At 50.3% G+C, this 13,167-nt stretch carries 12 protein-coding genes and 1 pseudogene; 5 read left to right on the forward strand and 8 right to left on the reverse strand.

Features of this window, described 5'->3' with window-relative positions:
- Positions 1–31 precede the first annotated feature (31 nt).
- The gene (locus HV041_RS09430) at positions 32–883 is read left to right on the forward strand and encodes an aldo/keto reductase (protein ID WP_048211726.1); all 852 of its coding nucleotides are present in this window, start codon (positions 32–34) and stop codon (positions 881–883) included.
- 45 nt (positions 884–928) lie between these two features.
- On the opposite strand, the gene pntB is transcribed toward HV041_RS09430, so the two are convergent.
- Both pntB and pntA read right to left on the reverse strand, forming a co-directional pair.
- Positions 929–2,317 (reverse strand): Re/Si-specific NAD(P)(+) transhydrogenase subunit beta, encoded by a 1,389-nt coding sequence (pntB, locus tag HV041_RS09435; protein ID WP_005121173.1) that lies wholly within the window; start codon positions 2,315–2,317, stop codon positions 929–931.
- A 10-nt stretch (positions 2,318–2,327) separates the two neighbouring features.
- Entirely contained in the window at positions 2,328–3,857 is a 1,530-nt protein-coding gene (gene pntA, locus HV041_RS09440) for a Re/Si-specific NAD(P)(+) transhydrogenase subunit alpha (RefSeq protein WP_048212589.1), read from the reverse strand.
- Positions 3,858–4,382: 525 nt separating this feature from the next.
- On the opposite strand from pntA, the gene ydgH reads away from it, so the two are divergent.
- The 3 genes from ydgH to folM all read left to right on the forward strand — a co-directional run bounded on the left by ydgH (position 4,383) and on the right by folM (position 7,657).
- The gene (gene ydgH, locus HV041_RS09445) at positions 4,383–5,327 is read left to right on the forward strand and encodes a DUF1471 family protein YdgH (protein WP_005121175.1); all 945 of its coding nucleotides are present in this window, start codon (positions 4,383–4,385) and stop codon (positions 5,325–5,327) included.
- Between the two features lie 187 nt (positions 5,328–5,514).
- The gene (locus tag HV041_RS09450) at positions 5,515–6,897 is read left to right on the forward strand and encodes an amino acid permease (protein WP_048211728.1); all 1,383 of its coding nucleotides are present in this window, start codon (positions 5,515–5,517) and stop codon (positions 6,895–6,897) included.
- Positions 6,898–6,934: 37 nt separating this feature from the next.
- Positions 6,935–7,657: a dihydromonapterin reductase gene (gene folM / locus HV041_RS09455; RefSeq protein WP_048211729.1), complete on the forward strand. Its 723-nt coding sequence runs from the start codon at positions 6,935–6,937 to the stop codon at positions 7,655–7,657.
- On the opposite strand, the gene HV041_RS09460 is transcribed toward folM, so the two are convergent.
- A complete protein-coding gene (locus HV041_RS09460; protein ID WP_005121178.1) occupies positions 7,654–7,989 on the reverse strand; it encodes a GlpM family protein in 336 nt (111 codons plus the stop codon). The two genes, folM and HV041_RS09460, sit on opposite strands and share 4 nt — an antisense overlap.
- 126 nt (positions 7,990–8,115) lie before the next feature.
- On the opposite strand from HV041_RS09460, the gene rstA reads away from it, so the two are divergent.
- Positions 8,116–8,850: a two-component system response regulator RstA gene (gene rstA / locus HV041_RS09465; protein WP_162926026.1), complete on the forward strand. Its 735-nt coding sequence runs from the start codon at positions 8,116–8,118 to the stop codon at positions 8,848–8,850.
- A gap of 84 nt (positions 8,851–8,934) precedes the next feature.
- Here rstA and HV041_RS09470 read toward each other — a convergent pair whose 3' ends face one another.
- The 5 genes and pseudogenes from HV041_RS09470 to HV041_RS09490 form a co-directional block, all read right to left on the reverse strand.
- Complete coding sequence (locus HV041_RS09470; RefSeq protein ID WP_061067865.1) at positions 8,935–9,963, reverse strand: HoxN/HupN/NixA family nickel/cobalt transporter; 1,029 nt, start codon at positions 9,961–9,963, stop codon at positions 8,935–8,937.
- Positions 9,964–10,084: 121 nt separating this feature from the next.
- Positions 10,085–10,927 carry an aminoglycoside phosphotransferase family protein gene (locus tag HV041_RS09475; protein ID WP_121584614.1) on the reverse strand — a complete coding sequence of 281 codons (843 nt, stop codon included), beginning with the start codon at positions 10,925–10,927 and terminating at the stop codon, positions 10,085–10,087.
- A 44-nt stretch (positions 10,928–10,971) separates the two neighbouring features.
- On the reverse strand, positions 10,972–11,496 hold the full coding sequence (locus HV041_RS25065; protein ID WP_048211733.1) for a hypothetical protein: 525 nt from the start codon (positions 11,494–11,496) through the stop codon (positions 10,972–10,974).
- A 41-nt stretch (positions 11,497–11,537) separates the two neighbouring features.
- Positions 11,538–11,882, reverse strand: coding sequence for a DUF1294 domain-containing protein (locus HV041_RS09485; RefSeq protein WP_121585486.1), 345 nt, complete (start codon positions 11,880–11,882; stop codon positions 11,538–11,540).
- Positions 11,883–11,992: 110 nt separating this feature from the next.
- Positions 11,993–12,484 (reverse strand): annotated as a pseudogene (locus tag HV041_RS09490) (IS3 family transposase); the annotation flags it as partial.
- Positions 12,485–13,167: the final 683 nt, after the last annotated feature.

Below are 13,167 nucleotides of genomic sequence, written 5' to 3' on the forward strand. Positions count from 1 at the left end.
GCAATGCAAAAATGATGTTCAGGAGCGTTCCATGAATACAACGGTCTTAAATAACGGTGTTGAGATGCCTCTGCTCGGTTTTGGTGTATACCAAATGACCGAAGCGAACGAGTGTGAGCAAGCCGTGCGGGATGCCATCGAAACAGGATATCGCCTGATCGATACCGCCGCCTCCTATCTGAATGAAACTCAGGTCGGCAATGCGCTGAAACAAAGCGGCGTACCCCGCGATGAACTTTTCATCACAACCAAGCTGTGGTTACAGGATACCAGCTACGCTGGCGCGAAAGCTCAGTTTGCGCGTTCGTTGCAGCGCCTTCAACTTGACTACCTTGACCTGTATTTAATCCACCAGCCCTATGGCGACGTACACGGTGCCTGGCGTGCGATGGAGGAACTCTACGAGGAAGGGAAAATTCGCGCAATTGGCGTCAGCAATTTTCACCCGGACCGTCTGGCAGATTTGATGGCCTTCAACCGCATCATCCCGGCGGTGAATCAGATAGAAGTGAATCCCTTCCACCAGCAACCGCATGCCGTAGCCTGGATGCAGAGCCGCAATATTCAACCACAAGCCTGGGCGCCGTTCGCCGAGGGGCGCAATGATCTGTTTCAAAATCCGACACTGGCCGCGATTGGTAAAAAGTACGGGAAAAGCATCGGTCAGGTAGTACTGCGTTGGATTTATCAGCGCGGAATTATTTCTCTGGCGAAAACCGTGCGTAAAGCGCGTATGACAGAGAATATTCAGATACTGGATTTTACCTTAACGACTGAGGAAATGACGCAAATCGCCGCCATGGACGCCGGGATCAGCGCATTTTTCTCGCATCGAGATCCGGCGCGCGTGGAATGGATAACCCAGCGTAAACTGGATGTTTAATAAAAAAACGGCCTCCGCAGAGGCCGTCTTACTTTTAAGCACGCATTACAACGCTTTCAGAATCGCATCCACGCTGGCTTTGGCATCACCAAACAGCATATGGGTGTTTTCTTTAAAGAACAGCGGGTTCTGCACGCCTGCATAACCGGTGTTCATTGAGCGTTTGAACACGATAACATTCTGCGCTTTCCACACTTCCAGCACCGGCATTCCGGCTATCGGGCTGCGCGGATCATCCTGCGCTGCCGGGTTCACCGTATCGTTGGCGCCAATAACCAGCACGGTATCGGTGTCGGCGAAATCATCGTTGATTTCATCCATTTCCAACACGATGTCATACGGCACTTTTGCTTCCGCCAACAGCACGTTCATGTGACCAGGCAAGCGCCCTGCTACCGGGTGAATACCAAAGCGGACTTTGATACCACGGGCGCGCAGTTTCTCAGTGATTTCCGCCACCGGATACTGCGCCTGCGCCACCGCCATACCGTAGCCCGGGGTGATAATCACAGAATGAGAGTTTTTCAGCATTTCAGCGGTATCTTCGGCATTAATCTCGCGATGTTCACCTGCTTCTTCGGTATCACCGGTTGAGGACCCATCGGTGCCAAACCCACCCGCAATAACGCTGATGAAAGAACGGTTCATTGCCTTACACATAATGTAAGACAGGATCGCACCCGAGGAACCGACCAGCGCACCCGTAACGATCAGCAGATCGTTGCTCAGCATAAAGCCTGCCGCTGCTGCCGCCCATCCTGAATAGGAGTTCAGCATAGAGACGACGACCGGCATATCGGCCCCACCGATGGATGCTACCAGGTGCCAACCAAACGCCAGTGCGATAATGGTCATCACCAGCAGCGCCAGAACCTGCAGGCCCACGCTCTCGGTACGAACAAACACCACCAGCAGCAGGAAAGAAACCACCAGTGCCGCCAGGTTCAACTTATGGCGATTCGGCAGCATCAGCGGCTTAGATGAGATCTTGCCGCGCAGTTTACCAAACGCCACGATAGAACCGGTGAAGGTTACTGCACCGATAAAGATGCCGAGGAACACTTCAGTCAGGTGAATGTTCACCAGGATCGGTTCCAGACCGGTATCGTGATACAGGTAGCTGTTGAAACCAACCAGTACGGCGGCCAGACCGACGAAGCTGTGCAGAATCGCCACCAGCTCCGGCATCTCGGTCATCTCGACTCTTTTCGCCAGACGAATACCAATTGCACCACCAATGATCATTGCAACCAGAATCCAGGCGACGTTGCCGGTATCCGGGCCAAAAATCGTGGCAATCAGCGCAATCGCCATCCCGGCGATGCCGTAGTTGTTACCCTGTTGAGACGTTTCGTGTTTGGAAAGTCCCGCCAGGCTGAAAATAAACAGGATTGCGGCAACAATGTATGCAGCTGTAACTAATCCTCCAGACATATGTTACCCCTTAGTTTTTCCGGAACATTTTCAGCATGCGCTGAGTCACGGTGAAGCCACCGAAAATATTAATGCTGGCAATAAGCACCGCGATAAAACTCAGGAAACTCACCCAGCCGCCCTGGCCAATTTGTAATAATGCCCCCACGACGATGATCCCGGAGATAGCGTTAGTCACGGACATCAGCGGGGTATGCAACGCATGCGAGACATTCCACACCACGTAGTAACCCACCACGCAGGAAAGTGCGAACACCGTAAAGTGTCCGAGGAACTCTTTTGGCGCGACGTCGGCTAGCCAGCCAAACAAAATCACCACCAGCGCCATCAGCGCATATTTGCGCCATGGGGATGCAGGTTTTTTCTCTTCCTGTGGTGCAGGTGCAGCTTTAGGCGCCGCTTGTGGCTGAGCAGAAACCTGGATAGGTGGTGCAGGCCACGTAATTTCACCATCGCGAACCACTGTCACGCCGCGCACCACCACATCGTCAAAATCAACGGTGATGTTGCCGTCTTTCTCTTTGCACAACAGTTTCAGCAGGTTTACAAGGTTGGTGCCATACAATTGTGAAGACTGAGTCGGCAAACGTCCCGGCAAATCGGTATAGCCGATAACCTTGACGCCGTTCTCGGTGGTGGTCACCTGATTGGCAACGGTATACTCGCAGTTACCCCCGTTTTGCGCGGCGAGATCGACAATCACGCTGCCGGGCTTCATCGAATCAACCATCTCACGCGTGATCAGTTTCGGCGCTGGTTTCCCCGGGATCAGCGCGGTGGTAACGATGATGTCGACGTCTTTTGCCTGAGCGGCGAACAGCTCCATCTCCGCTTTAATAAACGCTTCGGACATCACTTTGGCGTAGCCATCGCCGCTGCCCGCTTCTTCTTTAAAGTCCAGTTCGAGGAACTCAGCGCCCATACTCTGAACTTGTTCTTTTACTTCCGGGCGCGTGTCAAAGGCGCGAACAATCGCCCCGAGGCTGTTTGCTGCACCGATAGCGGCCAATCCCGCCACGCCAGCACCGATCACCATCACCTTGGCAGGTGGAACTTTACCCGCCGCGGTAATTTGCCCGGTAAAGAACCGTCCGAACTCATGTGCCGCTTCAACAATTGCACGATACCCCGCAATGTTGGCCATCGAGCTTAAGGCATCCAGTGACTGCGCACGCGAAATACGCGGCACGGAATCCATCGCCATGACCGTCACATTTCGCTCAGCGAGCTTTTGCAGTAGCTCAGGGTTCTGCGCAGGCCAGAGAAAACTCACCAGCGTGGTACCCGAATTAAGCAACGGAATCTCAAACGCTTCTGGCGCATTGACCTTCAGGATAATCTCTGACTGCCAGACAGCATTCCCGTCAACAATTTCTGCGCCTGCTTGCACAAACGCCTTATCGTCAAAACTAGCCAGTTGACCTGCGCCGCTTTCAACCGCGACGCTAAAACCCAGCTTCAGCAGTTGCTCAACCGTTTTCGGTGTGGCTGCAACACGGGTTTCATTGGTTAACCGTTCTTTTGGTATGCCAATTCGCATAATGTTCCCTTCCATCTGTATTTTTGATGATGGTTTATCAATGTTCGCAAGAGGCATGCGCACACTCCCGAGAGAGCTCAGTGTTACCCCAATAAAATAAAACAGTAACAAACTCTGTATAAGCTACTGAAAATGACGCCTGTGATCTAGCGCCAAAAAACAGTATTTATTATGAAATTTGCAAAACAGGAATGAATTCATTCGCAAGCAGGGATAATGCCCTTTAAATAGCCCGCAAAGGCCGATAATTCGCTCAAGCGAAGCGGCAAAACATGATTAAGCGCCACCGTAGAACAATTGATTAACATTAAATTAACTTATGAAATTCAACTGCTTTATCAGTTTTAGCCGCCAAACGCCGAATTTTTAGACATATCACTAAATGTTATCGATGTTGTTAGCATGGGTGGCACGATGAGTGAAAAATCACGCAGACACTGACACAATTTAAATGCAATAATCAGCCACGTTTCTAGTCAATAACAATACCAGTACCTGGTTTGCGCAAGGCGAAGGATTATTTTTATGAAGCTTAAGAACACTCTCCTGGCGTCCGCTCTTCTTTCTGCGACTGCTTTTTCTGTAAATGCAGCGACAGAATTGACGCCGGAGCAAGCAGCTGCCCTGAAACCCTATGACCGCATTGTGGTTACCGGTCGTTTTAATGCTATCGGTGATGCGGTAGACGCCGTATCCCGTCGTGCAGATAAAGACGGTGCAGCCTCCTTTTATGTTGTTGATACCTCAGATTTTGGCAGTGGCGGTAACTGGCGCGTCGTCGCCGATATCTATAAAGCCGACGCTGAAAAAGCAGAAGTCACCAAAAATCGCGTCATCAACGGCGTTATGGAATTACCGAAAGACCAGGCTGTTCTGATTGAACCTTTCGATACCGTTACGGTTCAGGGTTTCTACCGCAGCCAGCCTGAAGTAAATGATGCCATCACCAAAGTGGCGAAAGAAAAAGGGGCTTACTCTTTTTATATCGTACGCCAGGTTGATGCCAACCAGGGGGGTAACCAACGTATTACCGCATTCATCTACAAAGAAGATGCGAAAAAACGTGTTGTTCAAAGCCCTGATGCGATCCCTGCCGATTCTGATGCCGGACGTGCCGCTTTAGCAGCCGGTGGCGAAGCCGCGAAGAAAGTTGAAATCCCAGGCGTGGCAACAACCGCGTCTCCGAGTGCCGAAGTGGGTCGTTTCTTCGAAACTCAGTCAACTAAAGGCGGACGTTACACTGTCACCCTGCCTGACGGTACTAAAGTTGAGGAGTTGAACAAAGCTACCGCCGCGATGATGGTGCCGTTCGACAGCATCAAGTTCACCGGTAACTATGGCAACATGACCGAAGTCTCTTACCAGGTTGCGAAACGTGCAGCGAAAAAAGGTGCCAAGTACTACCACATTACCCGCCAGTGGTCGGAACGTGGTAACAACATGACCATCAGCGCCGACCTGTATAAGTAACAGACAGTTGTAACAATAAAAGGCGGCTTTATGCCGCCTTTAGCATTTTTAGTCACAAATCTGCCTATCCCCATTGCATGCGCTGTCTTCTCTCCGTAAAATCCCGCGCCTTGAGTCGCTTTCACCATTTTTATGCGATTTGCCAAAATAATTATTCTCTCACTCTCGTTTTTGTAACTGGATACAAATGGAAAAGAAATTGGGTCTGAGCGCACTGACAGCGCTGGTTCTAAGCTCAATGCTTGGCGCCGGTGTTTTCAGCCTGCCACAAAATATGGCTGCAGTAGCCAGCCCGGCAGCGTTATTGATTGGTTGGGCGATTACGGGCGCGGGGATCCTGCTGCTCGCGTTTGCCATGCTTATCCTGACGCGTATCCGCCCGGAACTGGACGGCGGTATCTTTACCTACGCGCGTGAAGGCTTCGGAGAACTGATCGGTTTCTGTTCCGCGTGGGGGTATTGGCTGTGCGCCGTTATCGCTAACGTTTCCTATCTGGTTATCGTCTTTTCCGCACTTAGCTTCTTTACCGATACACCTGCGTTACGTCTGTTTGGCGACGGGAATACCTGGCAGTCTATTGTTGGCGCATCGGTACTGCTGTGGGTCGTGCATTTTCTGGTGTTACGTGGTGTACAGACAGCCGCCAGCATTAATCTGGTGGCGACGCTGGCGAAGCTACTGCCGCTTGGCCTGTTTATCGTTCTGGCATTTATGTTATTTAAGCTCGACACCTTTAGCCTGGACTTTACCGGTGTGAAACTGGGTGTTCCTGTCTGGGAGCAAGTTAAAAACACCATGCTTATCACTCTGTGGGTGTTTATCGGCGTGGAAGGCGCTGTCGTGGTGTCCGCACGGGCGAGGAACAAACGCGACGTTGGGCGCGCGACACTGCTGGCAGTACTTGCCGCGCTTGGCGTCTACCTGTTGGTGACCCTGCTTTCTCTTGGCGTGGTCGCACGCCCGGAACTGGCTGAGATCCGCAACCCATCAATGGCTGGTCTGATGGTTAAAATGATGGGGCCATGGGGCGAAATCATTATCGCCGCGGGTTTGATTGTCTCTGTCTGCGGTGCCTATTTGAGCTGGACGATTATGGCGGCGGAAGTCCCATTTCTGGCATCCACGCACAAAGCATTCCCGCGTATTTTTGCCCGTCAGAATGCGCAAGGTGCGCCATCTGCATCACTGTGGCTGACTAACATCTGCGTGCAGGTCTGTCTGGTGCTGATCTGGCTCACAGGTTCTGACTACAATACGCTGCTGACTATTGCCTCTGAGATGATTCTGGTGCCCTATTTCCTCGTCGGCGCATTTTTGCTGAAAATAGCGACCCGCCCAATTCATCAGGCTGTTGGTGTCGGTGCATGCATTTATGGCTTATGGTTACTGTACGCGTCAGGTCCGATGCACCTGCTGTTGTCCGTGGTGCTGTATGCTCCGGGGTTGCTGGTTTTCCTTTATGCCCGCAAAACTCACGCGCATGACAACGTATTAAAACGCCAGGAAATGGCTTTGATCGGCCTGCTTCTTGTAGCAGCTGTTCCAGCGACCTGGATGCTGATGGGTTAAATAGTTGACCCATCGTTTGCGACTCATGGAGATCTCGATGGGTAAAAAGCCCGCTTTGCCAATACTTATCACCGGAGGGGGCCGTCGTATCGGTCTCGCCATCGCGTGGCATTTTCTGAATCAAAAGCAGCCGGTGATCGTCAGTTACCGGACACACTACCCGGCGATTGATGGCCTGCAAGAGGCGGGTGCACAATGTATTCAGGCTGACTTCGCGACCGACGAAGGCGTCCTCGCTTTTGCCAGGGAAGTGAAAGCCCGTACCGAAGGTTTACGCGCTATTGTGCATAATGCCAGCGCCTGGCTTGCCGAAAAACCGGGGCTGCCGCTTTCTGAGGTGCTGTCCAGCATGATGCAGATCCACGTGAATACCCCTTACCTGCTTAATCACGCGCTGGAAGGCCTGCTACGCGGACATGGGCATGCGGCCAGCGATATTATCCATTTTACTGATTACGTCGTAGAGCGTGGCAGCGACAAGCATATTGCCTATGCTGCCAGTAAAGCTGCTCTGGATAATATGACCCGCTCATTTGCCCGCAAACTGGCCCCGGAAGTGAAAGTTAACGCAATCGCCCCCTCGCTAATCCTGTTTAACGAGGGTGACGATGCAGAATATCGTCAGCAGGCGCTGAATAAATCGTTGATGAAAACCGCGCCCGGTGAAAAAGAAGTCATTGATTTAATAGACTACCTGTTTACCAGCTGCTTTGTCACCGGCCGCAGCTTTGCCGTTGACGGTGGTCGCCACCTGCGCTAGTGCAGTTTTATCCAACAAAAGATCAACAACCACGCGCTCAGGCTCCAGCAGACTACCGAGCCAATGAGCGCGACGGGTAAACGCATAAAACCGGTGAAGTACCACAGTGAAATGAGGTAGACAAAATAGGGAATAATCGACCACATGCTGAATACAATCGTTGTACGCAGCGCCTCGATCCCACGTTCACTGGCCACAATATAGTGGGCAATCAACGCAAAGGTTGGGAACAACGGAATTAATCCGGCAATATAATAATTCTTTGTTTTAGCCAGTAAACCAATCAGCACCACTACCAGCGCACCCAGCGCCGCTTTTACTACGAGCCCCATCGTTTTGCCTTAACACATCAATAACATCAGCCTCTAGCATAACGGAAGCGTTCTCGTTTAGAAAAGATTAATGGAAGGAAAAACGATGGCGGTGTATGTTGGCGTTTTATATTCAAAATGAATGATATGAACACCATCGTATTTGTTGAAGATGATCCCGAAGTAGGTTCGCTGATTGCGGCCTATCTGGCCCGGCATGATATTGAGGTTATCGTTGAACCTCGTGGTGATTTGGCCGAAGAGAAAATTCTGCAAGTGCAACCCGATCTGGTGTTGTTAGATATTATGCTTCCAGGTAAGGACGGTATGACTATTTGCCGTGATTTGCGTGGGCGCTGGCAAGGTCCAATTGTCCTGCTGACTTCGCTGGACAGTGACATGAACCATATTCTGGCTCTCGAAATGGGTGCCTGCGACTATATCCTGAAAACCACACCACCGGCAGTACTGCTGGCTCGCCTGCGCCTGCATTTACGCCAAAACGAACATTCAGCCCAGGCTAAAGGGATTCAGGCTGCCACCATCACCCCGCACACCACTCTGCGTTTTGGCGCACTGACCATTGACCCAACGAATAGGTCTGTGCTGCTCGGCGGTGAGCTGGTCGCCCTCTCTACGGCGGATTTTGAGTTACTTTGGGAACTGGCAACCCATGCCGGGCAGATTATGGACCGTGATGCGTTGCTGAAGAATCTGCGCGGCGTAAGTTACGACGGTATGGACCGCAGTGTCGATGTCGCAATTTCCCGGTTACGTAAAAAACTGCTCGATAACGCGACTGAACCCTATCGAATCAAAACGGTACGCAACAAAGGTTATTTGTTCGCGCCGCACGCCTGGGACGACGAATCTCAGAAATAACCCACCGGATGAGGCGCATAACCTATCGCGTGAATGCAACTCAACGTGACAGCGTCACGTTGAGTTGCATACCGATTTTCTACCTCAGCTGAACGTCAGACCGTCATACTTTTTCCAGCGGTAGTTCAACGCGGAAATAATCCAACAGGCAATAAAAACGCCAATAATGACAAACCCGACGTTGCCCATGTGGTCACTTAAGTTACTGACCGTGTCCCACAGCCCGCCCTGTAACGAAAAAGCATCAGACAGCAGGCCCAACCCCTCCAGTCCACCGATAAACAGCGCCACAATCACTGAGGTTCCGGTAATGGTCATATTGTAATACAGCTTACGCTGCGGCTTATTGAATGCCCAACCGTAGGCCTCAACCATCAGAATACTGTCGAGGCAGTCAATCAGCGCCATACCGCAGGTAAACAGCGCCGGGAAGACTAAAATGGACCAGACAGACATCCCGTTGGAGGCGCTTGAAGCCGATATGCCCAATAACGAGATTTCAGTCGCGGTGTCAAAGCCCAGGCCAAATAAGAAACCAACAAAATACATGTGCCAGTCTTTCCCAACCAACCTGAAGGCTGAGCGGAATAGCCAATTCAGCGGACCTGAAACCGTGACATCTTCCGTGGAGAGATCATAAATACCGGTACGTTTCAGATGGCGGAACGCCTTCCAGACCTGACAGAAAATGATGAGGTTGATGGTAGCCAGAATCAGCAGAAATGCGGCAGAAACGGTGGTTCCGATAATTCCACCAATATTCTGAAACCATACCATATGTTGCTTAAATACGCTGGTGGTCAGAGCAATACCAATGCTTGCCAGCACAACGATGGTGGAGTGTCCCAGAGAAAACCATGCCCCCGTCGTCAGTGCGCGTTTCTTTTGCTGCATGAGCTTTCGCGTCGCACTATCTATGGCAGCAATATGATCGGCATCGACTGCATGACGCAAACCATAACACCACGCGATCAGGCTCAGCGCCAGAAGTGACGTATTATGACTAAACGCGGTTAATGCCCAAAGCCAGGCGACTATGTTTGCTCCGATGAGAAAAACCACCAGCAATATGAGGTTTGGCCGTTTTTTTATTAATGAATACAACGAAGTCATTATTTCCGGCCCACTCGTTTTGTAATAAACAACACAACATCACCGCCGTTCACTGATAGATTAATAAAACGTTTACCAGCCTAATGATAACGTTTAAGAATTACCAGCCCAGTGTCTTAGATCAAAGTTGCCTGCTCTCTTCGTCCAGTTCAGCAATCGCTAACTCCGCGACACGCAAGGTTATCGCCGCATTTTCCCCATCCTCCAGAAACCATGCAGAAGATAAACCACACCATGCGACTATCCACATCAGCAGTCGCTGTCGTTCAATCCCGGCTATCTCAGAGACAAGTTGCACGCGTTGCTTAAAAATGTTTGGGTCTGTCGCGATAGCAACACAGGGATCGGCAAGGTCAGGATTCGTGAATATATTGGCGTAATCAAACCCTCGCTCACCCAGTAGTCCCTTGGGATCAATTGCCAGCCAGCCTGCCGGGCCAAAATCGAGGACATTGCCGTGGTGTAAGTCACCATGCAATACGACCTCATTCTGAGGAGATGAGAACAATTCGTTTGCGATCTCTGCACAGCGCGTCATAACTCCACCATAGATTTTCGCCGCAGGGGCAAGATCGCCAAACCAATGATGTAGCGGCGTTAGCGCGGGTGTAGACGTATTTTGCGGGAGATGGAGACGGCTGGCAGTATGGCAAATAATGCGACAAACCTGCGCATCTTTGCCAGAGCGGGACATGTCAGCTAAAGAACTTGACCCTGTCGCTCGTTCTAACAGAATCGCGCCATCAGCATGAGCAAGCACTCTCGCTGCGCCATTCCCGCTCCACCAAACCATCAGCTCGCCGCCATTTCGTTCACTGTCATTGGTGGTGAGTTTGAGTATCGCTTTTTGTCCATTTTTAATAACGGTAACGGGCAAAAGCTGCGATGTGTGCGTTGCAATCTGTTCGCCATCAGGGGTGAGTCCCCATCGGCTGAGCCAGCCATTGACTACAGATTTATCCAATGCGACCTCTTATTTGATTGAGCCTTGAGGCGAAAAGCATATTGTTACTCCACTTTATAGGGAAATACATGAACAACGTTGCCTGCCAGTAGATACACTCCAAGACTCTCGGTTCTTTGCTTAACTTCTTCAAAAGGAAGTTGCGAATCGGGCTCGCGTCCTCCCCAAACCAGCAGCCCATTGTTGGCATAATGTTCCATGAACTCCAGGGTTTTGCCATTTTCAAGCGCAATAACCACCCTGCTCCCTTTTAGCGGTTGCAGGGAACCGTCATCATCTGCAATAAACATCTCTGTTACACAGGAATCAGATTCTTTGATCGGGAGCGGTGAAACAATCATGCCATTGGCCGCTACCGGTTTGAAATCCAGTTGCGAGGTCTTCACTTCTTCTGACGTTTGATACGGAATTCTGCCGCCCCAAATATGGATCCCGTCAGGGATTCCCTCCGGTAACGGTTGTGGGCTACCAGCCAGTTCAAGCGATTTGCCATCAGCAAACTCAACAACAATACTGCGACCATTTTGTAAGGCTAAATCGCCATTCTGGTCGATAATATAGATCTTCATATCATCCTGTCTCCGCTGTTTTTGATACTCGTGATTGATGCTCAGGAAGATGAAAATGCTAAGAGCCAATAAACAGCTGCCATCGCTGAAACACTCAATAAAATACTGATTATGAAATAGGTTTTGAATGGCTGTTTTTGTGTTTTATGACGAAAAAGTTGTTGGCCCGCAATCGCGCCAGGCCACCCGCCCATCATGCCAAACACCAGCAAAGTGGATTCTGGCACTCTGCGCCAGGCCTTACGCGCCGCCATTTTATCTGCGCCGTAAATCACCAGCGTCAAAACATTAACAAGCAGGCACCACATGACCAAGGGATGTGGGGTGAATATACTGCCTGACGCAGCCAAAATCAGTAGCAAGTAACAGAAACGATTGAGGTTCATTTTATTAGTTGTGTGGAATAGATCAGAATGCATCAAAGCCGCATTATACGTCATACATGCCAAAGCGCCGAGCGGAGGATGGCAATGCAGAAATAGTGGATACAGTGTAATATCGGAACGCCATTCTGGGTCAGCATTTCAGCCAGAGTGCGCGCCCCTGCTGAGCCCCGGCTCCGGTTCCACGCCGGCGTACTTCGCTGTACAGCCTCACTCGCGCCGGATTGACAGTATCGCGTCGTTTTCGCCTTCTCGCCAGTACCGGTAACTGCTACGGTGTATTTCCAGTGCGGAACAAAGGCTTACAACCGTGTGGCTGTCACTCAGTCTGGCGGCTATCGTGAACCGTTCAGTGAGTCGGACATCAAGAGTGCGGTAGCCTTTTTTAATATCGTATTCTGTTCCTCCTGACGCTCTCGCCTGAGCTAACGAACCTAACTTTCAAGCGTGGTAGAACCGACATTCATCGCTTCACTGGCTTGTCGATTGAGTAGCCCTTATCAACAATCAGCTGTGCACATGCCAGCCTGAACTCAGGGGGTGAAAGTACGCTTAGTTTTCTTGTTCATTAAGTCACCTGTTTTATGTAGTGGTGAGAATATCACTTTTAATCAGGTGGCCAAATTTACTGTGCCACTAAAACTGGCTTCTGGTTTCTTTTTCTGCGCACTCTTGCGCGTTTTAATATACCTGCGCACGCTGGAATTCCTGCTCCAGATTTTTCCAGTCCATTTTCGGCATAACATCACCAAATAATCATTGCTCAACGTCTATGCAGGGCAATAACCACTATTTTACAGGCCGCATTCCATTTTTTGACTACCAATATATTCATAATAAAAATATTAGATATACTAATGATGAGTTAATTTCATGTTAAATCATGTTGTGTAATCACAGCTATCAGTCCACTCTTTAATCTGGAGAAAACAACAACAGCTTGCCAACCGGTTACCGGGGATGATGATGTCCATCCCCCGGCCTTTTAATCATTTCGTAGATTGTCGCACTCTGCTGTTCACTCATACTACTATCAGCATTAATACAGACACTGGGGCTTGCGGTCTCATTTATGTTGGCAGCAATAGAAACACGCTTAACGCTTTATCGTTCGCCGACGTGGATTCGGTGTGCCAAGTATTTTCAGTATGGGCGGTTAATGCAGAGCAATTGAGAGTCATGTAAGCAAATGCTATAGCAGTATTCTTCACTGGTTGACGGCTAATTATGGAATTTGCAGAAAACAGGTATGAAAAAGCCCCGGCAGGGGAGTCGGGGCTAATTGAGT

Source organism: Citrobacter sp. RHBSTW-00029 (assembly GCF_014104295.1).
GTDB classification, from domain to species: Bacteria; Pseudomonadota; Gammaproteobacteria; order Enterobacterales; family Enterobacteriaceae; genus Citrobacter; species Citrobacter youngae.

Excerpts from the sequence above, each read along its gene's own strand:
- HV041_RS09430 (WP_048211726.1), top strand. The coding sequence starts at position 32 with ATGAATACAACGGTCTTAAATAACGGTGTTGAGATGCCTCTGCTCGGT.
- pntB (WP_005121173.1), bottom strand. The coding sequence starts at position 2,317 with ATGTCTGGAGGATTAGTTACAGCTGCATACATTGTTGCCGCAATCCTG.
- pntA (WP_048212589.1), bottom strand. The coding sequence starts at position 3,857 with ATGCGAATTGGCATACCAAAAGAACGGTTAACCAATGAAACCCGTGTT.
- ydgH (WP_005121175.1), top strand. The coding sequence starts at position 4,383 with ATGAAGCTTAAGAACACTCTCCTGGCGTCCGCTCTTCTTTCTGCGACT.
- HV041_RS09450 (WP_048211728.1), top strand. The coding sequence starts at position 5,515 with ATGGAAAAGAAATTGGGTCTGAGCGCACTGACAGCGCTGGTTCTAAGC.
- folM (WP_048211729.1), top strand. The coding sequence starts at position 6,935 with ATGGGTAAAAAGCCCGCTTTGCCAATACTTATCACCGGAGGGGGCCGT.
- HV041_RS09460 (WP_005121178.1), bottom strand. The coding sequence starts at position 7,989 with ATGGGGCTCGTAGTAAAAGCGGCGCTGGGTGCGCTGGTAGTGGTGCTG.
- rstA (WP_162926026.1), top strand. The coding sequence starts at position 8,116 with ATGAACACCATCGTATTTGTTGAAGATGATCCCGAAGTAGGTTCGCTG.
- HV041_RS09470 (WP_061067865.1), bottom strand. The coding sequence starts at position 9,963 with ATGACTTCGTTGTATTCATTAATAAAAAAACGGCCAAACCTCATATTG.
- HV041_RS25065 (WP_048211733.1), bottom strand. The coding sequence starts at position 11,496 with ATGAAGATCTATATTATCGACCAGAATGGCGATTTAGCCTTACAAAAT.
- HV041_RS09485 (WP_121585486.1), bottom strand. The coding sequence starts at position 11,882 with ATGAACCTCAATCGTTTCTGTTACTTGCTACTGATTTTGGCTGCGTCA.